We start from the raw sequence: 22,358 nt of genomic DNA on the forward strand, positions 1-22,358 counted from the left end.
GAGGACGCCGGCGGCGCTGTTGAAGGTGCGCCGCGCACCGTGTTTCGTCGTACGGCAGACGTGCCGTGCCGTACGACGGAAGGGCCCTTCGCCGATGCCTGTGCAGCCGTATCTCCCCACCCGGTTCGGGGCGTTCCTCGCCCCCTACCACCGGCCCGACCGCGACCCGGCGCTGCAGCTGCGCCGGGACCTCGACCTCGTCGCCGCGCTCGACCGGCTCGGGTACGAGGAGGTGTGGGTGGGGGAGCACCACTCCGCCGGGTACGAGATCATCGCCTCGCCCGAGGTGTTCCTCGCGGCGGCCGCCGAGCGGACCGGCCGGATCAGGCTCGGCACCGGGGTCAACTCCCTCCCGTACCACCAGCCGCTGATCCTCGCCGACCGGATCTGCCAGCTCGACCAGCAGTCCCGCGGCCGGGCCATGCTCGGGGCCGGACCGGGGCAACTGCCCTCGGACGCCTTCATGATGGGTGTCGATCCGCTGCGTTCGCGCGAGATGATGTCCGACTCGCTGGACGCGATCCTGCGGCTGCTGCGCGGGGAGACCGTGACGGCCGCCACCGACTGGTTCGCCCTGGAGGAGGCCCGGCTCCAACTGGGACCGTACCGGGGTAGGGAGTTGGAGGTGGCCGTGGCCTCGGCGGTCTCGCCCACCGGGGCCGTGCTGGCCGGCCGGCACGGGGTGGGGATGCTGTCGCTGGCCGCCGCCGACCCGGCCGGCTTCGCCGCCCTCGACACCAACTGGGCGGCGTACGAACGGTCCTGCGCCGAGGCGGGCCGGCCCGCGGACCGGTCCGGGTGGCGGCTGGTTACCCCGGTGCACCTCGCCGAGACCCGCGAACAGGCCCTGAAAGAAGCCGAGTTCGGCGCTGCTGATCTGGTGGCGTACATCGAGACGCTCGGCGGGACCCGGCTGGACGGGTGCGGCACGGCCGCCGGAGCCGTCGAACGGTGGACCACGGAAGGGCTGCCCACCTTCGGCCGCGCCGTCATCGGAAGTCCCGAGGACGCCGTCGAGCGCATCGCCCAACTGGCCGAACGGAGCGGCGGTTTCGGCACCTTCCTGATCCTCCAGCTGGACATCGCCGAGCCCGCGGCCGGCCTGCGCAGCCTGGAGCTCTTCGCCGAGCGGGTCGTCCCCCGCCTCACCGGTGCCACCGACGCCCGCCGCGCCAGTCTCGAATGGGCCGGCCGCAACAGCGAGCGCTTCGTCTCCGCCGTACGCCGCTCCACCCTGGAGGCCATCGCCCGCAAGGGAGAGGTCCGTTGAGGGCGGCGGTACTGGAGGGCGGCCGGTTCCTCGTGCGCGAGCACCCGGATCCCGTGCCCGGGCCCGGCCAGGCGCTCGTGGAGACGGCGGCCTGCGGGATCTGCGGATCCGACCTCAGCGCGGTCGCCCACACCGAGGACTTCCTCCGCGCCTCCCGGGACAGCGGCACCACCGGCTTCCTCTTCGACCCGGACCGGCCGCTGGTCATGGGCCACGAGTTCTCCGGGCGCGTGCTGGCGTACGGGCCCGGCGCGAGCGGCCCCGAACCGGGGACCGGGGTCGTCGGCCTGCCCTGGGCGCTCGACGCCGGGGGAGTGGTCCGTACGGTCGGCTACAGCAACACCTTCCCCGGCGGATTCGGCGAGCGGATCGTCGTACAGGCGCAGGCGCTGCTGTCCGTACCGGACTCCCTGGACCTGGCACTGGCCTCCCTCACCGAGCCGCTGGCCGTCGGCTTCGGGAACATCGCGCGCAGCTCCGCCGGTGAGGGCAGTCCGGCCGTGGTCGCCGGCTGCGGCCCGGTGGGCCTCGGCGCCGTCGCGGCCCTGCTGGAGCGCGGCGCCGGGCCGGTCGTGGCCTCCGACCCCTCGGCGCTGCGGCGCGCGGCCGCGGCCCGGCTGGGCGCGCACGCGGTGGTCGACCCGGCCGACGAGGATCCGGTGGCCCGCTGCGCGGAGCTGGCCGGGGCGCGTGCACGGCCCATGGTGGTCGTCAACTGCGTGGGCGTCCCCGGCATGCTGAACCGGCTCCTGCACACCGTCCCGCGCGGCGCCGAGATCCTGCAGATCGGTGGGGTGATGACCGAGGACGTGATCCGCCCCGTGGTCGGCATCTACAAGGACGTGACCATCCGGATGTGCCTCACCTACCCGCCGGCGGAGTTCGGCGCCACGCTGGCACGGCTCGCCGACGGGCGGATCGACCCGGCCGCGCTGGTCACCGGCGAGGCCGGATTCGGCGGCCTGGACGCGGCCTTCGCCTCTCTGCGCCGGCCGGAGGAGCACATCAAGGTCCTCATCCGACCGGGCCTGCCGGGCACGGGGATCGGCGCGGCCGCACCACGGTGAGGTGGCCGGCCGCGCAGATGCCTACGGCTCGGATGCCGAGGCCTCAGTTGCCAACGCCTCAGATGCCAACGCCTCAGATCCCGACGGCTCCGTCGATCCGCTCGCGGAGCAGGTCGGCGTGGCCGTTGTGCCGGGCGTACTCCTCGACCATGTGGATGAGGACCCAGCGCAGGGACACCTTCCCGCGCCACGCGTCGACGGCCTCGACGTCGAGGCCGGGCGCCTCGGCGACGAAGCGCTCGGCGAAGGCCACCTCGTGGCGCCACGCCTCCCAGGCCGCCTCGACGGCCGCGGGGTGGGCCTCGGCGCCGTCGAAGTCCCCGTCCGGTTCGGCCGCGGAGGAGTACAGCGGCGGCGCGTCCTGCCCGGCCAGGACCTTCCTGAACCAGCGGCGCTCCACATCGGCGAGGTGCCGGACCAGTCCCAGCAGGGAGAGCGTGGACGGCTCCACGGCGCGCCGCGCCAACTCCTCTCCCAGACCCGAGCACTTCAGTTCCAGGGTCGCGCGGTGGTCGGCCAGGAAGGCGACCAGCATGCGCCGTTCGTCGCCGGTCGCGGGGCCGCTGAAACGGCCGTCCCGCTCGGGCTCGACGAAGAATTCCGCTCTGCTCCGTGGGTTCGTCATGGCCGAGAGTATGAACGGCGCCGCGGAACCGCCGGCACACGGGTGCTGGAACCGCCGGCACCCGTCCCCGGCCCTTCCGAATTTCTGAAACTGGTTCTACTCTGACCGCCGCCACAGCGAACCGGCTGGACCGCGAGACTCCCGGAGGGGCCGTGCACCTCGAATACACGCCTGAGCAGCAGCAGTTGCGCACCGAGCTGCGCGCCTACTTCGCCGAGCTGGTCCCCGACGACGTCTACGCCCGCTACGAGGACCCGGCCGCCCAGAAGCGGTACTACCGCGAGACGATCCGCCGCCTCGGGGCGGACGGCTGGCTCGGCGTCGGGTGGCCCGAGGAGTACGGCGGCCGCGGGATGTCCCCGATGGACCAGTTCATCTTCTTCGACGAGGCCGCGCAGGCCGTCGTACCGCTGCCACTGATGGCCCTCAACACCGTCGGGCCGACCATCATGCAGTTCGGCACCGACGAGCAGAAGGCGTACTTCCTGCCGAAGATCCTCGCGGGGGAGATCGACTTCGCCATCGGCTACAGCGAGCCCGATGCCGGCACCGACCTCGCGGCGCTCAAGTGCAAGGCCGTCCGCGAGGGCGACGAGGAGAGCGGCACGTACATCGTCAACGGCCAGAAGATCTGGACCACCAACGGCGACACCGCCGACTGGGTCTGGCTCGCCGTCCGCACCGACCCGGACGCGCCCGCGCACAAGGGCATCACCATGCTCCTCGTGCCGACCTCCGACCCCGGCTACTCCTGCACCCTGATCAACACCCTCGCCTCGCACGACACCACCGCCAGCTACTACGAGAACATCCGCGTCCCCGCGAACCGCCGGGTCGGCGCGGAGAACAAGGGCTGGCGCCTGATCACCAACCAGCTCAACCACGAGCGCGTCACCCTGGCCGCGCACGGCACCATGGCCATCCGGGCCCTCCACGACGTCCAGCGCTGGGCCGCCGCGACCAAACTCGCCGACGGCCGCCGCGTCATCGACCTCGGCTGGGTGCGCGGCCGCCTCGCACGCACCCACGCCCGGCTCGACGCGATGAAGCTGCTCAACTGGCAGATGGTGAACGCCGTCCAGGCCGGCACCCTCACCCCCCAGGACGCCTCCGCGGTCAAGGTGTACGGCTCCGAGGCCCGCCGGGACGCGTACGCCTGGCTCATGGAGATCGTCGGCGCGGCCGGCTCCCTCAAGGACGGCTCCGCCGGCGCGGTCCTCCACGGCGAACTCGAACGCGGCTACCGCAGCGCCGTCATCTTCACCTTCGGCGGCGGCAACAACGAGATCCAGCGCGAGATCATCTCTTGGATCGGCCTGGGCATGCCCAGGGTCCGCCGCTGAGCGGCTGTGACGAAGCTTTTTAGTTGGCACAAAAGAGGGATAGTTGGCACCGCGTCCTGCGCACGCACCTGTCGGTGCCAAGTTTGCCTCACAAGGTCGGCCTGTACGCTGCCGATCACCAGCAGAGGAGGTCTTCACGCCCCGAGCCGGGCGCCCTCGGGCACTTCGTCACGGGTCACGACGACACGCATCCCGCCCGGTGGCACTGGAGGAGGCCGGTTTCCGCTGGATCGGGCCACCGGCGGCATCCGGGTCACCGGCCTGTGCGTGTGGCCAGCCTGGTCGGCCGGCTCCGGGATCGTGCAGTGGATCCCCCCGCCGCAGATGGGCACGGTTGACCCGAGAGGAATACGCCTTGTCGCCGCGGACCCGCAGCGGACGGACGCGGGGACGGCCCGGCACCAGGCGGGGAACCTGGATGCCCTCCACCATGGCCGCGAACTGCGGACTGTCTCCCTTCTGACCAGCGGTGATCCTCAGGAGTCGGAACAGTTCGCGGCCGCTGGACCGGGACGAGGTCGCTGCCGGTGGTAGTGGCCGTGATGGTGCGGGCGCGGGTGACGGCCGCAACGCCCCCCGGAACCCTGCGCGTAAGCCCAGACTGTCACCGGCCGTTCGGGCAGCAGCCAGGCCGAACCCGACGACATCGACGTACTCGTGTACGGCGAGGCGCACCGGCCGTCCGCAGGTGGCGGGTTCGGGCGAGATGGGACATGGAACTGATCCGAGAATCCACGGCCGAGCAGGACGTGGAACCCGGCCCGCCCACGTCGGCGGGCAACCCACGTCGAACGGGTGGACTGCCTGCCGTGAGATTCTCCACGAGGTCGTACCCCACCGGCCCGGACGTGCTCCTGCGTTGACAGACAGGGGCCGGGCCTCCTTCCCGCGCCTGTGCGGATCCGGTGACGGAAGCCGCCGGGCTGAGCACGGAGAAGGGGCCCGGCTTATGGAGCCGGATCAGCGGGTGGTGGCAGTTCTCCGGCGGCGCGCGTAGACGACCGCACCGGCGACCCCTGCCACGGCTGCGGCCGCGGTGGCGGAGATCGGCTGCCAGGACGACTCGGGCGCCGGTTTACCGGATGCAGCAGTGACCTGCTCCGGCTGGTTCTCCACGAGGCCGCCGTATCCGCCGGCCAGGCCCTTGCGGTCGTATTCCGAGCCGGGCATCTTGTCGCCGTAGCGGGCGGTGACCAACTTCTGGTAGGCGGCGAGGGTGATTCCGTGCTTTCCACCGAGGCCGGTGGTCGCTTCCTCGTTGAGCGGCTCGACCATGCCTTCGGCGGTGAGCCGGTACCAGGCGTGGATCTGCGGCTCGGTGAAGGTACGGGCCTGGGGAGTGCCGCGCTCGGCAAAGCCGACCTCGGCGTCCCCGTCCCGGATGCCCGCTAGCTGCCAGCCCTCGGCACCGACGTTCTGCTCGCCGCTTGCCGGCGTAGCGGCGTTCCCCTTGGGTGCGAGCAATACGGCGGCGTGTTTGCCGTCGGAGGCGGTCACCCGCGAGGCCAGGTAGGAGAGCCGGAGCGCGGTCTGCGGGGTCGCCCGGGTCTTGCCGGTCACGAACTCGGGGCTGATCTCGAACATCGGCACCGGGTCCTTGTTCAGATCGAACCCGGGCGGCGCGGCGACCGCGGCGGGTGCGTTCCCAGGGGTGCCGACGGTGCCGCCGTCCGCGGCGGGGGCGGTGCGGGGCTGCCGGGCCGAGACCAGGAAGCGGGAGACGGTGTTGCGGAGTTGGTCACTCCCGAGGGCTTGCTGGGCCGACTGGTAGCCCGCTATGCCGTCGCCTTCCGCAGCCTGTGCGGGAACGATTCCGCACAGGGCGGCGGCGAGCGCGGCCGTGGCGAGGACGGCGGCCCGGAGTGCAGCGTGCCTGGCGTGTCGCATGGTCTGCATGGTCGGTCTGCTCCTCAGCCCTGGATGCCGATGCGGGAGTGGGTCCACTGGAACGAGTTGTTGTTCGTGTAAGTGGAGTGGTTCCACCAGGTGTAGGTCTGGGTGGTCTGCCACGGGTCGCCGACCGCGATCATGTTGGTGGCGCTGTCGTAGCCGTAGATGACGTTCATGTGACCGCCGCCGGTGCGCCAGCCGAACCGAACGGCGAACGGCCGGCCTGCGTCGATCTCGGCGGCGGACTCACCGAACGAGGCGTTGCGGTACAGGCTGCGGCCGCTGTTCCTCAGTCCCAGCCTGGCCAGGCCATTGGCCATGTCCTCCAGCGTCGCAGGCTGGTTGTTGCAGTTCACCCAGGTTCCCTGGGCTGCGAGTTGGCAGAACTGCTCTTGGCTGACGGAGCGGCCCCAGTGCTTGGCGATGGTCACGCCGGAGGCGTCCCAGCACCACTGGGTCCTGACCTGCTTCTGCATGTCGATGCCGAGTGTCTTCGCGGTCGTGGGGGTGGGTTTCGGGTTCGGGGTTGAACCGCAGACCGGCAGGGAGGTGGTGTTTTCCTTGATGAAGGCGTCGGCGATGTAGAACGAGCCGGTGAAGATCCACCTCGGGTTGTTCTCCACGGTGTCGCCGGTGGTCCGGCAGGACATCTGGATCGCGGCGCCCACCTTCGAGGACCCCTTCACCTGGGCCGAGAGGGACGGCTTGGCCCGGTGGTTGACGGTCTTGTAGTTGCCCTGCCCGCCGATGACCGTGCCGCTGACCACGTCGGCCTGGGCGAGGGCATTGAAGCCGAAGAGCAGACCGCCGGAGAGCGCGGCGGTGATCGCGGCTATCAGCGCTTTCTTGCGGCGGGACGCGCGACGTTTGTGCATCATGCTCCTTGATCTGAAATGCGGGAACGGGCTTGCCTGGCGGCGCTCCCATAAGTGACGAATAGTCAGTTGGTCAGGCCAGTCAGAACCGACCGGAGCGGCGCTCGAAGCGGGCGGCGGCCACTCACCGGAGCAGCGGCACAGGGGGCGACTCGACCAGCTGCAGCCGCGACCCCCTCACCGCCAACGCCCCAGGGACGGCGCCGCATTGCCGATGAGGCTGCCGTGACCGGCCGGGCAGACATCGGAGACGATGGACCGACGGCGGCGCCTTCGGCGGCGGCCGCGCTCATGCCGCCGGCCAACGCTCCCCGACCAGCTTCTTGCGGTTCCGCAGGCGGGGATGCGAGTCGCCGTGGACGGCGACCGGGGGCCGGGCAACTACAGCCGGGCGACGCGAATTGACCGAGCGTCACATTCAGGCAGATCGACGGCCTTGCACTGCCGGTGAAGTCGAGATTCAGGCATTCCGCGACCACGCACAACCGCACCTCTTTCCTTGACTGGATTGGGTGCCGGGAATCCTGCCAGAGAGATCGGGGGACCTGAACGCCCTTGCTCTACGCGCGAAGATGTCGCGAATTCAATCACCATAAAGGGGCGATGTGACAGACAGTCAATCCCGGTGCGTTTTCGACGGGTTGAGGATCTCGGAGCCATTGGTCCAGGCCATTCAACGGCCACGTGGAGCGTGGGACTTTACGCAAACTTGATCTACCGTGGTCCTTTATTGGACGCGCTGTCAAGTAGTTAAATCGCCCAGAGTGTGCGCCGCGTGACTCTCCATCATTTGATGAAGGAAAGTCGACTTCAGGTTTTGCCTGGAATGAGCGCGTCCCTGCCCGCCCAGTCGAGGCGGCCGCCTCTGGACGGGTTCCGGTGGTCGCGACACGGCTGCTGTCCCGGATACCTCGCGCGACATCGAGCGTCCCGGGCGGGCGATCGCACTGCACTGGCTGCGGCTGGGTGACGCTCGAGCGCGGAGTCCGGAACCTGGAACTGACGTCCGGCCTCGCCCCGGGTGCGCGGCTGCACCGTCGACGGACGCCGGTCGCGCCCCGAGGATTCCGGCTCGCGCGGCGATCAGCGCTGATAGGTGCCGACCAGAGTTCCGACGGCCAGTTCCTTGCCCTCGACCGCGCGGTGCGCGGTGCACGGTGTCGACGGTCCATCGGCCGTGCAGGCTGAGCGCCTCGGGCAGGGCGTACAGGCGGAAGAAGTAGCGGTGTGGCCCGTGCCCCGGCGGAGGCATCGGACCATCCCAGCCCACGCGCCCAAAGTCATTGGGCCACGGCAGCCCACCCCTGCCCAGGTCAGAGGCGGCGAGATGTTCTCCCCCTCCCTGCTGTACCGGCGGGGGATCACGGCGTGACCGTCGAACGCGGCGCTGCTGAGTTCAATTCCGGTCATGCGCGGCGCACCACCCGCAGGCGGCGGCGCAGACACCGGCCCGCAGGGCAGAACACCCGATCAGCGGAGTCCGTTCGCTGAACGCGCGGCTCACCCGTTCTGCTATCACCAGGCCGCCTGTCCCTCCATGCCGTGACGGGTCCCAGGCCGCTAGGGTCGCCAAAGTGATCTTGCGTTGAGCGTCGCCGATGCATTTACGGGTGCCTCGCCGAACGGTACGTAGGCTTCACGCTGGAGGGATCAAAGTGCTCAGGCTCGGCCAAAACCTCGGGCCGTCGGGGCAGGCAATAGGGGCTGACGCGCTGACAACCCAATCCTCAAGGTCGCGAGCCCGTGATCCCGGCCCGGCCCTGACGCATCCATCCGTCCGGGTGGGACGCATCATCGGCCCGGCGCGTCAGGAGCGCACGGATCCGGCAGGTGCATGCAATGGCAGCGCATGGAGAAGCGTCGGGGGTTCGCTGCTCCTCGCCCCGTGGCGCTGCCGCCTGTGGGCAGATCGGCAGCCGTCACATGCGCCGTCTCCAGTCCCGGTCGGCAGCCCCCGCCTCTGGCGCGGCACGGTCCGCACCCACGCTCAACCTCTGCCTAAGGAACGCGCCTTGGTCGTCGACTGTGCCCACGGCGGCGTGCTGCGCCCGAGTTCTGCTGAGCTGCTGTACGGAAGTGCCAAGAAGAGTGCGTCCCTCCGGTCAGAGACGGGGAGGGATGGGTGGCATCGATGCAGGTTGGACGGTGAAGGGCTCCACCCGGCGCGTAGCTTACGGGTGGAGCCCTTCACTGTGAGACGTGACTGCCTGGTCGGGCTACTCCTGCGCGGTGCGGCGGCGCCGCATCCACCACGTCAGGGTGACGCCGGCCGCTGCCAGGGCAGCGGCGAGACCGGCGATCAGGCCCACCGGTGTGTGGGAGCCGGTGTCGGCGAGGTCGCCGTCGGGGTCCTCCGGTGTGGGCGGCGTGTTGTCACCGCCGCCGGGGTTCGTGGGGTCCGGGGCCGGGGTCGTCGGGGGGTTGGTCGGCTTGCCGGTGCCCGACGGGGTCGGTGTCGGGGTGGGGTCGCCGCCGGGATCCTCGCCGCCCGGGTCCTCGCCGCTGCCGTCCGCGGCCGGGCCTCCGCCGAGGTACAAGGTGTCGAGGTCCCGGTAGGAGGTGTCATCGGACTTGCCGGAGTTGACGGTGGTGTTGTCCAGGTCCTGGTTCTGGGTGTCGAACTGGGCCTTGGGGATGTTCTGCTTGGGCTGCTTGGAGAAGTCGACGCCGCCGACGCCCTGCTTGTACAGCTTGCCGCCGTACTCCAGCTCGAACCACTCGATGCCCTCCTTGATGGACTGCATGTACTTGTCCCAGACCTTTTCACGGGTCCAGTCCTCATGCGGAGCGCGGATCGGCCAGGCCGAGACGTCGTTGGAGTTGATGATGTCGTGGAAGTCCGTCGGGGACTTGGCGTCCTGCTGACGGATGTACTCGGCGGCGACGCGGGCGTTGTAGACGGCGCGCAGCTCGGCGTACTTGGGGTCCTTGTTCACCCGCTCCTGGATGACCGGGACGATGTTGGCGTTGACCGAGACTTCGATGGCCTTCTTCTCGGCGTCCGAGAGGTCGGTGCATTCGGTGGAGCCGGGGACGGTGTAGTCGACGTCCAGCCACTCGGCGGAGACGTCCATCGGCGATTCGAGGATGTAGATCCCGCCGTCCTGCTCGCGGACCTTGGCCTCGTCGGGCTCGATCCAGAAGCGGGTACCGGGGAAGCAGGGGATGCCGTTGCGGCGCGGCGCGGTGTCCCAGTACCGCTTGCCCCCGGGATGCTTGTCGGGGTTCAGGGCTTCGGAGAAGTCGTGCTTCATGACCAGGTCGGCGTCGAGGAGGACGCGGCCGGCGTCGGTCTTGCCGAACTTGGCGTCCATGACCTTGTTCGGCTGGTCCGGATTCAGGTTGACCCAGAACTTTTCGGGGGTCAGGGCGAGCCAGGTGAACAGGGCGTCGGAGGAGAGCTGCATCCGGGTTTCGCCGCCGAAGCCGGGGTTGTTGTCCGGGTCGGGCATCTGGTCGGCGCGCATGGAGTAGCTCATGCCCTTGCCCTTTTCGAGGCCGCCGACGTACCGGAGTTCCATGGTGGTGAAGTCGACGCCGCCCGGGCCGCCCCTGGGGAGGGTGCCCCTCGGGTCGAGGCGGTTGGCGTCCCGCTGGTAGCGCTTCGCCTCTTCCAGGGTCTTCCCGGAGGACAGGGCCCGGTCGTTGGCGGGGCCGCGGGTGCCGCACGTGTTGGCGCCGGCCGCCGAGAGCTGCGTCGTGCCGGTCTGGCAGGCGGGCGCGAACCACCGCTGATGGTCCGAATACCCCTGGATCGGGGTGGTCTTGGGCACCGGGTTGTACATGCGCTGGTTTCCGCGCACCTGCCCGGTCTTCCCGTTCCGCATGTTGCGGACGTCGCGTTCCAGGTCGTCGATGAGCTTGACCTGGCCCTTGGTGAAGGGCTTCGCGCCGGTGAAGCGGAACTTGTGGTCGGGCATCGACTTGGCGACGACCCGGTCACTCGCGAGCTGCTTCGCCGTCAGCTTCGAGTTCGACTTGAACTCGTTGAACTCCTTGCTCTTCTGGTTGTAGGCGTCGTACCGGCGCTCGCCGACCTTGTCGCCGTTCTTGTCGAACAGCTCGACGGTGACCTCACACAGCCAGTCCGGGCCGATCAGCTTGAAGTCCTTGACGAGCTGCCGTTCGAAGCCCGAGCCCTTGTGGTTGTTGACCTGGTTGCGGATGTACCGCTTGTCGAACCAGTGCTTGAACCCCAGGTTCTCCTTGTTCGCGAAGTACCGGGCGTAGATCTCCATCGCCCGGTCCGCAGGCTTCCCCGACGCGTTGGCGATCTTCTTCCATGCCTCGACGTTCTTGTCCAGGTCCCCGGGGACCTTCGACAGGGCCTCGGTCTTCTGTGCGGCTGTCGGTGTCTGCAGGCCGTCGTACGCCTGTCCCGGAAGGTCGAACTCGAAGTTCTTGGGGAGGGCGGTGTCCTTGTACAGGTTCCCGGTCGGGTTGTCGGGGAACCCGGAGTCCGGCGGTGTCGTCGGGGCGGTCGGGAGGCCGTTGCGGGTGTCGCAGCGCTTCCCGGATCCCGCCTTCATCTTCGCCGAGACCGGCGGCAGCTTCGGTGGCGCGGCCTCGACGGCCTGGAGCCCGGTGGTGACGATCGCGACTGTCAGGCCGACAGCGGCCGTTAACCTGGCCGCGAACCGCCACTTGGACGGTATTCGAATGTGTTTGTTCAAGAGCTCGTCTTTCCCTCTCCGGTGGGGCCTGAGGGGGTGTGGGCGGCGCGCGGGCCCCCGTGACATGTACGCGCCACCCGACCACCATAGCCCCCACTTGCCACAAGTAAAGACGAGTTAAAGCGTGTCGGCGAGGCGTCAACACTACTGTGCGGGCCGCCAGTTCACGCATCGCAACCCTCGGCCCGAGGGGCACCCGCCGACATCCGCCTAGACGAAGTACAAGCTCTCCATGTCCCTGACCGCGTCTTCGGAGTGCCGAACACGGAACGCCGTCGTCTCCATCTCCTCCCACCCCCACGGATCCGATTGCCCGAGTGCCAAGCCCCCCAAGCCCGCCCAGTAGACCTCGTTCGCGGGCACGTCCAGGTCGACGCCGGCGTTGTCCACCATCCACCCCCTGAGATCCAGGGAAGCGATCACCGCATGCGGATCGCCCGAGACGACGAACGGCTCGTCATCCGGCCATCCCGATGCGTGGAACATCGTTCCGTCCGGCAGCCACACGATGTTCTCGGTGTGCTCCATCCCCCCGTGGTAGGAGACCCGTCCCACGATCCGCGCATCCGGGAACCGCTCGCGCAACTCCTTCGCGGCCGACCGGAGCGGCTCGTCGTTGCCGTCGGTCGCGAACGCGGGAGTCACGATGCTCAACATGCCGCCCCACGCCGCAGCGTGCACGATGTCGAGATCAGACCTTGCTGCCGAGGGGAGCGGGGTCTGCGCGGAGCGCGGCCCGAGGTCCTCCAGGACGGCCTCGATGCCCTCGAACGACTCGACGAACGCGCGTGCGCGCTCGGGGTCGTTGGGGGGCAGGTTGCGGGCGTCGACGTTGAATGGCGCCTCGAACACTGTCAGATGGCACAGGCTCATCGAGCCGCGCACGATCCGGTCCGGCGCAGAGGTCCAGTAGGTGTTCTCGTTCATGCGGGCCACCGTAACGGCCGGCCCGCCGGGTTGGGGGGTGTGGTGGCGGAGCTGGTCGAGATCAGGAGGCTGACCGGTGCGGGACGTGATCCACCGGTTCCACCAGATCGGCCCGGCCTGCCCGGACCCTCGGTGGACGGGAGGCCGTCCCCGCCTGCTCTGCCCTGACAGCGAGGACTTCGCCGTCCAGACGGCCACCACCCGCCCGACCAAGCCCGGCCAGCCCTTCACCCGCCGGTCCATCCGCACACTGCTCACCTACCTGCGCAAGATGCACGGCCGAGTGATCCGCATCGGCCACGAAGCCCTGCACTGCCTGCTCGCCCGACGCGGCAGCGAGTTGGTAGCGGGCCTGGTGGTTGCGCCGGTGCTTGTGGCCCAGTTGGTAGCTCAGGTGGCGGTCAAAGTCGCCGTTGGCGAGCAATGCGCGGAGTTTCAGGACGGCTTCGGCGCCGGCGCGTTCGTCCGACAAATTCGCTACCCGGCGGTAGGAGCGTCGTGATACACAACCGAGGTGCAAAACATATTGGAGTTCCCCGAGGTCCTGCGGCTGATCGAAGACCGCTCGGCCGCGTTCCGCGCCGCGCTCGCGTCGGCCCCCGACCTTGACGTCCAGGTCCCGACCTGCCCGGACTGGACGCTGCGCGAACTGGCGCAGCACCTCGGCGACGGCCGCCGCCGCCAGGCCGCCATCGTCGCGGCGGGCCCGGGCGCCGAGCCCCCGGCGAGGACGAACCCGAAGGGCGCGCCGACCGCGCCCCGCGACCGCGAAGCCCTGGACGCCTGGCTCGCCGAGTCGACCGAGCTCATGCTCGAAGCGATGCGCGAGGCCGGCCCGGACCGCGGCTGCTGGACCTGGTGGGGCCGCTCGCAGGCCCCGGAGACCAGCGGAGCCGTGGCCCGGCACCAGATCCAGGAGCTCGCCGTCCACACCTACGACGTCCAGCTCATTCAGGGGGCCGCACAGCCGCTGCCGACGGACGTCGCGGTCGAGGGCGTCGACGAGTTCCTGACGACCGTCTCGGCGACGTCCGTCCCCTGGCCGTTCAAGCCGGCGACCATCGACCTGCACGCGGCCGAGGGCCGCTCCTGGCGCCTGACCCTCAACGCCGACGGAGTCCGCTGCGACGACCTCGCCGCCGACGCGGAGCCGGGCGACATGGTGATGCGAGGCGCAGCGAGCGAACTGGTCCTCTACTTCTACGATCGCATCCCGCTCGACAGCGTGGAGACCACCGGCAACACCGAGCCGATGGAGCAGCTCGCAGAGTGGGACCCGAACAACTAGAACGCGCACCTGTGACGCGTCTGTCGGTTGTGCGGGCGCCACTGGGCCCGGGGTTGCGGACATCTTCCACGATGCCCGTGGCGATCGGCCATCCTGCGGCCGGGCATCGTTGAGAGCCATGAGTGCAGCCTGCCAGCCCGGCCCCACCTCAACCGAACCCGCCGCAGTCCTACAAGGCCGGTGCACGTAACTCTGTACTTCGTGGAGCCTCGGAGGAGTACGGCGTCACGTGGACCGGGGCACCGTCGGTTCACCCATGCGCGGGTCGAAGGGAGTTGCGGCGGGGCTGGCCGGGCTTGGTCGGGCGGGTGGTGGCCATCTGGACGGCGAAGTCCTCGTCGTCAGGGCTGAGCAGGCGGGGACGGCCTCCCGTCCACCGAGGGTCCGGGCAGGCCGGGCCGATCTGGTGGAACCGGTGGATCACGTCCCGCACCGTGTCCTCGTCGGCCTGCACCAACTGGGCGATCACGGGAACCCAGTTGCCGCTGGCCGAGGCCAGCCGCATCATCGCCCGTCGATAGCGCACTGTGTTGGTGCTGCCCCGGCGCACGATCCCTGCGACCCTCCCGGCTGCGCTCGCGCGGGAGCGCCCCGCGACGCTTGGCTGCGGGGCGCCTTGAGGGTTCAGTCGACCTGCTCCCCGTTGTACGTACCGCCCTTGCAGTAGTTGCCATCCTCGTTGACCGCGGGCGTTCCGCCGCCCTGCTTGCACTCGGAAGGGGTGACAACGGATGGGGCAGCCTGTGGGGTGGCGGCGGTGGCGGCGCCTGTGAGGCCGAGTCCGGCGAAGGCTGCCGTGGCGATGACGGCGGCGAGGATTCGTCGAATGCGCATTCGGTTCCCCTTTCACGGATTGCCTCTGTTGGGGCACTAATCAGCTTCTCACCCATGTGGGTGGCACGTCATGTTGGGCCATGCGGGTGACCGTGCTGACGGGTGCGGGGTCGGGTTGACCTGCGGGAACGCGCCCTTGCAGCTGTCTCGATCGGCTGGCCGGGAGGAGTCCACCCGCCGTACTTCTGGCTTCCACGCCTGGCAGGATCCGCACCGGCTCGTCCATCACCAGGACGCGGCCGCCTTCGTAGGCGAAGTCGGGTACACCGAGCCAGCGACGCATCCCGAAGCCCTCGACCGGCACCTTCTGCGGCGCCCATCTCGCCTACGCCGACGCATCCTGCCCGGCGAGCCGGGCCATGGTGCGCTCGACGGGCCAGCAGTGCTTGCCGCCTTGCGGTTGGGTCGGCGACTCCGGTACCACCCTGACTTGGCGAACATGCCCAATGAGACGGCCTGTTGGGTGAACGAGGTCGAGGTGCGCCCATGGCGGCTCACCTTTGGCGACAAGGGCAACGAGCCGCTGGCCCTCGGCACAGAGCAACCGCCTCCCCGGGTGCCCAGGACGGGCGGGGGAGAGGATGCGACGCTGGAGTGAGGGGCCCGCGAGAGGACCTTCGGCCTGGCGGCCGTGTCCCGGTGCGGCTGAATGGATGCGACGCAGAATCGTGCGGTCAGTCTGTGAGCCCGCCGGCCGGCCGGGGAGTGGCACCGCTCACCGAGCGTCGCCAGGCGGCCTTACCGCGTGGATCCGGCCCGCCGGGACCAGGACCGCGCGACCAACCCGGAAGGCAGGTGCGTCCCATGCGCACGTCGACCCGTATCGCCGGTGCCCTCACCGGCCTGACCCTCACCCTCGGCGGTGCGGTCCTCGCCGCTCCCTCGGTCCGGGCGGACATCCCCGCCTGCACGCAGATGGCCCAAGGGGCCGGTGCCGCCGCTTCCGACTCCGTCACCGCGGCCTGCAGCCGTGGCGTGGTCGGAGACCTGCAGAGTTGTGTGACCGGGCTGACCGAGGCCGGAGTGGCGGGCGGCGCCGCGACCGGTGCCTGCCGGGCGGCGGCCCACGAACCGCGTTAGAGGACCGCGCGCGGCAGCCGCCCGCCGGCACCGGTCGGAGGCATGTACGGCCCGTCTCCTCCTCAACCCCCGGCCTGCCCGGACACAACGCGGCCCTGGCGGGCAGTCTCGACGCCAAGGACATCGATGTCGCCCCGCTTCCACCGACGCGCGCGCGGCGTACCGATGCGGCCGGGCAATCACCGCCCGGGCGCGGCGCCCAGCCTCGCCTCGCGGGCCTCATGCGGAGCGCCCATGCTGAGTAAGAGGGCGCCGTCGTCTTGAGACCTGTCCTTCCCGAAGGCCGACCGAAGGCGCCTGAGAGGAGGAGGAAGTCATGCGCATGCGAAGAATCCTGGGCCTCGCCCTGGCCGCGGCAACCCTTGCCGGCGTGAGCGCCGTCGGCGCTGTCAGCGCCGGGGCCGCCTCGTCTCCGAACATCTCCAGGGACGACTGCACGGCCGCCGGCGGACAGATCGTTGGACGCCCCTACGGCGGCTACGTCTGCACGCTGCCTGACGGGACCTCGCCGCCGATCACTTGACCGGTCGGCGCACGGCAGGGCAACGAGTCCAGCCGGTGCACCCGGCGCTGTGCGTATGGGCTGACGGCCTATATCGCCCGCGCCCGTCTCGACACCGCGGCACCACGGCACCGGCACCGGCACCGGCACTTGCGATGGTGGACGCCGACCGTCTCGAAGCCGAGACCGCCACCGCTTCGAGACGGTCCGCGCCGCCGTCCTGAACGGCCTCGGCCATGTCGCCATACGTCGCCATCCAGTGACCGACGAGGTCGTTCGCATCTCCTGGCTGTATTGATGTCCCTGACTCATCCACACCCCGGAAGAGGTCCAGCAGGTCGTCCCACTTCACCGGGGACCTACCACACGACGCCGTAACAGCACGACTAAGGGAGCCGACCGGCACGGTGCACCGCACCCGCCGGTCGGCTCCGCCGTGCTCCTCGACGACCCCGGGATGACTCCGTCGTTCGGCCCATCAAGGGCACCGGCCGCAACGCCGAAAAGGACCAAGCGGAGTCATCCCCACCCTCGCGTTCCGGTACGCCTCCGCGCCCAGCCGACAGGCCCGGAGGAGATCCTGCATGCGCGTCCTGCTGCCCCTGACCGCCGTCACCACCGCCGCGCTCCTGCTCGTCACGGTCACCGGCGCGACTCCCGCCGCAGCAGACCGGAACCCCGACGGCACACCACTGGTCAAGGTGTCCGAGGGCGATCCGTACGCGAAGTGCACCATCGGAGCGAGGTCCCCCGACAGCATCGTCTACCCGGCCACCGAGGTGGAGCCGTACCTGTCCGTCGATCCGCGCGACCCCGAGCGCGTGGTCACCGTCTTCCAGCAGGACCGCTGGAACGACGGCGGCGCCCGTGGCCTGGTGGCCAGTTGGACCACGGACGGCCACACCTTCCACCGGAGCACGTTGCCGTTCAGCCTCTGCGCCCCCGGCGGCGCGGACTACGAACGGGCCACCGACCCCTGGGTGAGCACCGGACCGGACGGCACCGTCTACGCGAGCGGCGAGGGCGTCGACTTCACCAAGAGCACGCGCACCGCCCTCCTGGCCGCCACCTCCCGTGACGGCGGCCGCACTTGGCGGAACCTCACCACCACGCACGTCGACGAGCAGCCGTTCTTCAACGACAAGCCCTCGCTCACCGCCGACCCGATCCGCGAGGGCACCGCCTACCAGGTCTGGAACCGACTCGACAACGACCCGCCCGGCCCCAGCTCCCTCGACGGTCCGGGCTACATCTCCGTCACCCGCGACGGCGGCCGCACATGGAGCGAGGCCCGGCCCTTCGTCGACACCAGCACCGTGCCCAACACCCAGACCATCGGCCATCAGATCGTCGTCGACCGGAACAACGGCACCCTGTACGACTTCTTCGACCGGATCACCTACTCCGAGGACCTGAGCACCGTCGTCGAGGCCCGCTACGAAGTGGTCACCTCGACCGACGCCGGAGAGACCTGGAGCGCCCCGGTCACCGTGGCCCGGGACACCTCCGTACCGGAGGTCGACCCGAACGACCCCACCAAGCTGCTGCGCGCCGGGTCCACCCTGCCCAGCCCGGCCGTCGACCCGAAGGCGGGCACGCTCTACATGGCGTACGAGGGCTCGGACTTCTCCGGCGGCAGGTTCGACTCCGTCCAGCTGGTGCGCTCCACCGACGGCGGACGCACCTGGGGAGCCCCGGAGCTGATCAGCCCGGAGGACGTGCCGGCCTTTTCCCCGTCGATCGCGGTCGACGAGCGGGGCACGGTCGCACTCACCTACTACGACCTGCGCTTCCTCGAGCCGGGCGACACCACCACCCTGCCCACCGCCTACCAGCTCGCCACCCTGCCGCACGGGGACCCGAGGCACCGGACCGAGCGACGCATCTCGCGGATCTTCGACTGGCTGCAGGCACCGTTCGCCGGGGGCTACTTCCTCGGTGACTACCAAGGCCTGGTGGCGGACGACAAGGGAGTACGGGCGGTGCTCACCGAGACCCACTCCGACGCACCACAGAACCGTACGGACGTGTACACCATCAGTCTCCGCACCCACTGACCGACTGCGGGCGAGCCCGGATCGCGCACCGATGAGTTTCCCGCGCCACGCTGGTCTATACGCCGGACACCCACGAACGGAAGGCTGGGCCATGCGAAAACTGATCTACGGCATGAACCTGACCCTGGACGGCTACATCGCCGCGCCCGGCGACGACATCGGCTGGACCGGACCGCCGAGCGACGAGCTGTTCCAGTGGTGGCTCGACCACGAGCTGGCGTGTGACCTGACGCTGTACGGGCGCAAGCTGTGGGAGGCGATGAGCTCCTACTGGCCGACCGGCGACCAGCAGCCGGGCGCCACCCCGGCGGAGATCGAGTTCGCGCGGAACTGGCGGGACACGCCGAAGGTGGTGTTCTCCTCGACGATCGACGAGGTCGACTGGAACACCCGCCTGGTCACCGGCGACGCGGTCGCCGAGATCACCCGGCTCAAGGCCGAGGAAGGCGGCCCGATGAGCATCGGCGGCGCCACGCTCGCCGGCGCGGCCATGCGCGCCGGGCTGATCGACGAGTACGAGATCGCCACCCATCCGGTCCTGGTGGGCAGCGGCACGCCGTTCTTCAGCGCGCTGGACAGCTGGGTGAACCTGAACCTGGTGGAGACGCGGACGTTTCCCGACGGCGTGGTCCTGACCAGGTACGAGACGAGGCGCTGAGCAGCAGCACCCAGGCGCTGGTCTCATGGTGATGTCGCATACGACATCGGTACGACTCGGTCCGTGAGATGACGACATCAGCCGTACTGCGGTGGTGTCAGATGGTGACGAGGGTGATCTCGGTCGCCTTGACGCTGCACCACACCTCGGTGCCGTCGGCGATGGCGAGTTCGGCGGCGGCCTGGGGGTGATCTCGGCGACGACGTCGGCGACGGCGGTGGAAGTGATGAGGACACGCAGCCGGCTGCCGGAGGTGGTGATCTCGCGGACGGTGCCCGGCCAGACGTTACGGGGGCTGCCGGCGGGGCGTTCGCGGTGGAGGGAGACGGCCTCGGGGGCGACGATCGCGAGGGCCTGGGCGCCTTCCGCCACCGGGTCGGCGACGGTGACGGTCCCGCCCGTGGTGAGTTTGAGTCCGCCGGCAGCTCCGTCGTCGCACTGATCAAGGCGACCGAGATCTCCCTCTCCGCTGCCTGATCCACCCTCTCCACCCTCCGGCCCCTGTGGCCGTCGAGGTTCCTCGGGCTCCGCACCGACCCCTCCCGGTGCGGGGCCCGAACGGTGCCGGGCGCAGCACGGGCGACGCGCCGTTGCGCTCCGGCGGTGTCAGGGCGTGCCGAGCAGCTGCTTGAGGGACCCGCCGAACCCCTGGCACGCGTCGACCAGGCAGACCTCCAGGATCCAATTGGCCTGCCCGCCACTGCGGACGCCCCGTCGGGGCCGCTCGTCGTTCGCCGGGCAGATGAACGGGTCCAGCCGGAGCCCGGGAACGTTCGTTCCCGGCGCCTCCCCGACGAGCCGGTTCCGGCTCGTATCCCGGACATCCACCTCGCGTACGCTGCGGTCTGCGGCAATCAGGTCACGCGCTGCGACCTCGGCGAACACGGAATCTGACGTGTCCACCGCGGCCGCATCCACTAGGTTCATGAGGGTCAACCGGCAGCAGATGCAAGGAGATTCACCCCATGACCACCGAGGCGACCCAGTTGCTGTTCTCCTACGGCACGTTGCAGTCCGAGCAGGTCCAACTGGCCCGCTTCGGGCGGCTCCTCACGGGTACGCCCGACGCGCTGCCCGGGTACGCGACCACATACATCACGATCACCGATCCGGAGGTCATCGCGGCGAGCGGCACCGATCGGCACCCCTGTGTGCTCCCCTCGGCGCGGGAGGGTGACGACGTAGAGGGCACGCTCTTCCGCATCACGGACGCCGAACTGGCCGCGGCAGACGACTACGAGGTCGACGACTACGCCCGGTCCGAGGTGGTGCTGCGGTCCGGGACGGCGGCGTGGGCCTACCTCGACGCCGGGTCAGACACCTCCGCCTAGGTCGATCCGATAGGGCGGGCTCGCGTCCCGCGGCCGGTTTTCGTAGGCGCAACCAGTCGTGCCCGCGCTTGCGGGGTTGGTTCACTGGGTTTCGCCCGGGGCCGGGTACCGGATCCCGCGGTCCCGGGCCGACACCCGCATCCGCACCCTGCCCTGCCATCCGGCCCCCGAGCACATCACCGACCGGCAGTGAACTGTGAGAGGTGTGGCGCCGAGGTGCCGTCGCGAGGAACCGTTCCGCTGTCGGTACTGGACCTCGTACCTCTTGCTTCCCGCGCTGGCGCTGCACCGTACGGTCGGCCCGGCCCGGCATGCCGAACGGCGGGGCTACGCCCGCTACTGGATCGCCGGGCACCACCTGACCCCGAGCGTCGCCGCCGCACCCGTCGTGCCGGGTCGGCGGGGGAGGCCGGCCCGCCCGCAGCCGCGTCCGCCGACTCCGGGCCGGCGAGCGCGGACCGGGTGGTCGACGGACTGCTGCTCCCCGCCAAGCCGAAGTCGATCGCAGGCGAACTCGTACAGCTGCCGACCCGTGATCCGTGAATTCGCGTGGAACACCGCCCGGCCCGCCGCGAAGATCGCGGGCAGGTCCGCGCGGAGCCGTAGCCTGGCCGGGTCGTCGCCGAGGACGACGGTGCGGGTGAAGTTCGTACCGTGCCCGCCGAGGAGCGGCCCGAAGTGGGCCGTGACCGTGTCGCCCGCGCCGATGACGCGGTCGGCACGCGGTTCCTCGCCGCTCGGACGCACGGCGTGCGGGCCGGAGCGGATGATCCGTCCGGGCCACCGCCTCGCCATCGTGCCGTGTCTCTTTCTCGTGCTGCTGCTGTGCTACGGGGTCGCGCGCACGATGACGAGCGACCCTTCGTACGTGGGCTGACGACGCAGAGGGCCGAACTCCGCGTCCCAGGCACCGGAATTCAGATCGCTGCGCAAGGAGTGGTCGAAGTGCTCGCGGACCTGGTCGTCGACGAAGCTCCACGCCGAGCACGCCTGGCGGGCGGCCGGGTCCAGCAGCATCTCGGGGCGGCCGTAGTACGCCTCGTTGAACCCGTCCGTGCAGTGCAGCGGGATCGGCACGGTCTGCACGACGCCGGCGCCGCCGAGGGCCGACGCCACCTCCTCGACGGTCGGGTAGCGGCGGGCCTCGGTGTCCAGCACCTCGGGCGCGTACCGGTAGAGCCAGAAGTCGCGTACGAGGGCGGGGTCGCAGGTGAGGATGACCACGGGGCCGCGGGTGACGCGCCGCATCTCGCGCAGGCCGGCCCGTACGTCGGACCACTGGTGCACGCTGAACAGCGTCATCGCCGCGTCGAACTCCCCGTCCGCGAACGGCAGGGCCTCGGCGACGGCGTCGATCGCGCGGGCGAGCTGCGTGGGCCGCTGGGCGCGCATCGACTCGGACGGCTCGACCGCCGTCACCGTGCGCGCCGCGGTCTCGTAAGACCCGGCGCCCGCGCCGACGTTGAGCACGCTGCGGGCGTCGCCCAGTACCTCGGCGATGAACCGGGCGATCCGCTCGTCCGGCCGGCGGTACGCGGAGTACCCGCCGCCGATCGCGCCGTAGTCGACGTCACCGGCGCTGCCGTCCTGGGTACGTGTCGTCATGGGTTACCTCGCCTCGTGAGCAGGGACAGGGGGGTCATGCCCGCCTGCCGACGGTTGTGCCGTCGGGCTCGGGGGCGGAGATGACCTCGACATGCCGAAGCCGCCTGCGGATGTCGCTGCCCGGGCTACCGTCGCTCACCTGCCGCCTCCTCCGCAGGACGCCTTCAGTCTCATCCTGCATCTGCGGCTAATATTCGACAATCGCCTGGCAAATGCTTGTCGAAAGCCCCAAAGGTCGCGGCGTCTGCGCACGAGATATTGGATGTAGTGACAACGTGTGCAGCGCTCGCGACGCGGAACCGGGCAAAGGCGCTCCGCCACGTTTCACACGTT

At 70.1% G+C, this 22,358-nt stretch carries 19 protein-coding genes and 4 pseudogenes; 11 read left to right on the top strand and 12 right to left on the bottom strand.

Features of this window, described 5'->3' with window-relative positions; all coding sequences use genetic code 11:
- The first annotated feature begins 94 nt into the window (after positions 1-94).
- A complete protein-coding gene (locus ACIPYQ_RS12745; RefSeq protein WP_401249621.1) occupies positions 95-1,270 on the top strand; it encodes an LLM class flavin-dependent oxidoreductase in 1,176 nt (391 codons plus the stop codon).
- Positions 1,267-2,337, top strand: a complete 1,071-nt coding sequence (locus ACIPYQ_RS12750; RefSeq protein WP_401249623.1) for a zinc-binding dehydrogenase — start codon at positions 1,267-1,269, stop codon at positions 2,335-2,337. Before ACIPYQ_RS12745 ends, ACIPYQ_RS12750 begins: the two co-directional genes overlap by 4 nt.
- Positions 2,338-2,410: 73 nt before the next feature.
- Here the strand turns inward: ACIPYQ_RS12750 and ACIPYQ_RS12755 are convergent, their stop codons facing one another.
- The gene (locus ACIPYQ_RS12755; protein ID WP_401249626.1) at positions 2,411-2,962 is read right to left on the bottom strand and encodes a DinB family protein; all 552 of its coding nucleotides are present in this window, start codon (positions 2,960-2,962) and stop codon (positions 2,411-2,413) included.
- 152 nt (positions 2,963-3,114) lie between these two features.
- Here ACIPYQ_RS12755 and ACIPYQ_RS12760 point away from each other — a divergent pair, with 152 nt between their 5' ends.
- Positions 3,115-4,305, top strand: a complete 1,191-nt coding sequence (locus ACIPYQ_RS12760; protein ID WP_401249629.1) for an acyl-CoA dehydrogenase family protein — start codon at positions 3,115-3,117, stop codon at positions 4,303-4,305.
- A gap of 960 nt (positions 4,306-5,265) precedes the next feature.
- On the opposite strand, the gene ACIPYQ_RS12765 is transcribed toward ACIPYQ_RS12760, so the two are convergent.
- The 5 genes from ACIPYQ_RS12765 to ACIPYQ_RS12785 form a co-directional block, all read right to left on the bottom strand.
- On the bottom strand, positions 5,266-6,201 hold the full coding sequence (locus ACIPYQ_RS12765) for a hypothetical protein (RefSeq protein ID WP_401249632.1): 936 nt from the start codon (positions 6,199-6,201) through the stop codon (positions 5,266-5,268).
- 14 nt (positions 6,202-6,215) lie between these two features.
- Complete coding sequence (locus ACIPYQ_RS12770; protein WP_401249635.1) at positions 6,216-7,073, bottom strand: papain-like cysteine protease family protein; 858 nt, start codon at positions 7,071-7,073, stop codon at positions 6,216-6,218.
- Between the two features lie 739 nt (positions 7,074-7,812).
- Complete coding sequence (locus tag ACIPYQ_RS12775) at positions 7,813-8,322, bottom strand: hypothetical protein (protein ID WP_401249637.1); 510 nt, start codon at positions 8,320-8,322, stop codon at positions 7,813-7,815.
- A 964-nt stretch (positions 8,323-9,286) separates the two neighbouring features.
- Complete coding sequence (locus ACIPYQ_RS12780) at positions 9,287-11,743, bottom strand: hypothetical protein (protein ID WP_401249640.1); 2,457 nt, start codon at positions 11,741-11,743, stop codon at positions 9,287-9,289.
- A gap of 210 nt (positions 11,744-11,953) precedes the next feature.
- Positions 11,954-12,670, bottom strand: a complete 717-nt coding sequence (locus ACIPYQ_RS12785; protein ID WP_401249643.1) for a DUF6333 family protein — start codon at positions 12,668-12,670, stop codon at positions 11,954-11,956.
- Positions 12,671-12,746: 76 nt separating this feature from the next.
- On the opposite strand from ACIPYQ_RS12785, the pseudogene ACIPYQ_RS12790 reads away from it, so the two are divergent.
- Both ACIPYQ_RS12790 and ACIPYQ_RS12795 read left to right on the top strand, forming a co-directional pair.
- Positions 12,747-13,004 (top strand): annotated as a pseudogene (locus ACIPYQ_RS12790) (IS630 family transposase); the annotation flags it as partial.
- Between the two features lie 180 nt (positions 13,005-13,184).
- Positions 13,185-13,958, top strand: a complete 774-nt coding sequence (locus tag ACIPYQ_RS12795) for a maleylpyruvate isomerase family mycothiol-dependent enzyme (RefSeq protein WP_401249646.1) — start codon at positions 13,185-13,187, stop codon at positions 13,956-13,958.
- Positions 13,959-14,223: 265 nt separating this feature from the next.
- On the opposite strand, the pseudogene ACIPYQ_RS12800 reads toward ACIPYQ_RS12795, so the two are convergent.
- A pseudogene (locus tag ACIPYQ_RS12800) lies at positions 14,224-14,466 on the bottom strand (helix-turn-helix domain-containing protein); the annotation flags it as partial.
- 116 nt (positions 14,467-14,582) lie between these two features.
- Complete coding sequence (locus tag ACIPYQ_RS12805; RefSeq protein ID WP_401249649.1) at positions 14,583-14,792, bottom strand: hypothetical protein; 210 nt, start codon at positions 14,790-14,792, stop codon at positions 14,583-14,585.
- Positions 14,793-14,862: 70 nt separating this feature from the next.
- On the opposite strand from ACIPYQ_RS12805, the gene ACIPYQ_RS12810 reads away from it, so the two are divergent.
- From ACIPYQ_RS12810 to ACIPYQ_RS12830, 5 genes are all read left to right on the top strand, one after another.
- Positions 14,863-15,390, top strand: a complete 528-nt coding sequence (locus ACIPYQ_RS12810; protein ID WP_401249652.1) for a CbrC family protein — start codon at positions 14,863-14,865, stop codon at positions 15,388-15,390.
- A gap of 206 nt (positions 15,391-15,596) precedes the next feature.
- Positions 15,597-15,872, top strand: coding sequence for a hypothetical protein (locus ACIPYQ_RS12815; RefSeq protein ID WP_401249655.1), 276 nt, complete (start codon positions 15,597-15,599; stop codon positions 15,870-15,872).
- A 316-nt stretch (positions 15,873-16,188) separates the two neighbouring features.
- Positions 16,189-16,395, top strand: a complete 207-nt coding sequence (locus ACIPYQ_RS12820; protein ID WP_361756645.1) for a hypothetical protein — start codon at positions 16,189-16,191, stop codon at positions 16,393-16,395.
- Positions 16,396-16,958: 563 nt separating this feature from the next.
- The gene (locus tag ACIPYQ_RS12825) at positions 16,959-18,431 is read left to right on the top strand and encodes a sialidase family protein (protein WP_401249659.1); all 1,473 of its coding nucleotides are present in this window, start codon (positions 16,959-16,961) and stop codon (positions 18,429-18,431) included.
- Positions 18,432-18,522: 91 nt separating this feature from the next.
- A complete protein-coding gene (locus tag ACIPYQ_RS12830) occupies positions 18,523-19,089 on the top strand; it encodes a dihydrofolate reductase family protein (RefSeq protein WP_401249662.1) in 567 nt (188 codons plus the stop codon).
- 97 nt (positions 19,090-19,186) lie between these two features.
- On the opposite strand, the pseudogene ACIPYQ_RS12835 reads toward ACIPYQ_RS12830, so the two are convergent.
- Together ACIPYQ_RS12835 and ACIPYQ_RS12840 are read right to left on the bottom strand one after the other, a co-directional pair.
- Positions 19,187-19,545, bottom strand: a pseudogene (locus tag ACIPYQ_RS12835) (TOBE domain-containing protein); the annotation flags it as partial.
- Between the two features lie 150 nt (positions 19,546-19,695).
- Positions 19,696-19,917 carry a hypothetical protein gene (locus tag ACIPYQ_RS12840; protein ID WP_401249665.1) on the bottom strand — a complete coding sequence of 74 codons (222 nt, stop codon included), beginning with the start codon at positions 19,915-19,917 and terminating at the stop codon, positions 19,696-19,698.
- Positions 19,918-20,054: 137 nt separating this feature from the next.
- Here ACIPYQ_RS12840 and ACIPYQ_RS12845 point away from each other — a divergent pair, with 137 nt between their 5' ends.
- Positions 20,055-20,420: a gamma-glutamylcyclotransferase family protein gene (locus ACIPYQ_RS12845; RefSeq protein WP_401249668.1), complete on the top strand. Its 366-nt coding sequence runs from the start codon at positions 20,055-20,057 to the stop codon at positions 20,418-20,420.
- Between the two features lie 336 nt (positions 20,421-20,756).
- On the opposite strand, the pseudogene ACIPYQ_RS12850 reads toward ACIPYQ_RS12845, so the two are convergent.
- A pseudogene (locus ACIPYQ_RS12850) lies at positions 20,757-21,218 on the bottom strand (M24 family metallopeptidase); the annotation flags it as partial.
- Between the two features lie 30 nt (positions 21,219-21,248).
- Entirely contained in the window at positions 21,249-22,025 is a 777-nt protein-coding gene (locus ACIPYQ_RS12855) for a class I SAM-dependent methyltransferase (protein WP_401249671.1), read from the bottom strand.
- Between the last annotated feature and the right edge of the window lie 333 nt (positions 22,026-22,358).

The organism is Streptomyces sp. NPDC090045 (assembly GCF_044747975.1).
Lineage (GTDB): Bacteria > Actinomycetota > Actinomycetes > Streptomycetales > Streptomycetaceae > Streptomyces.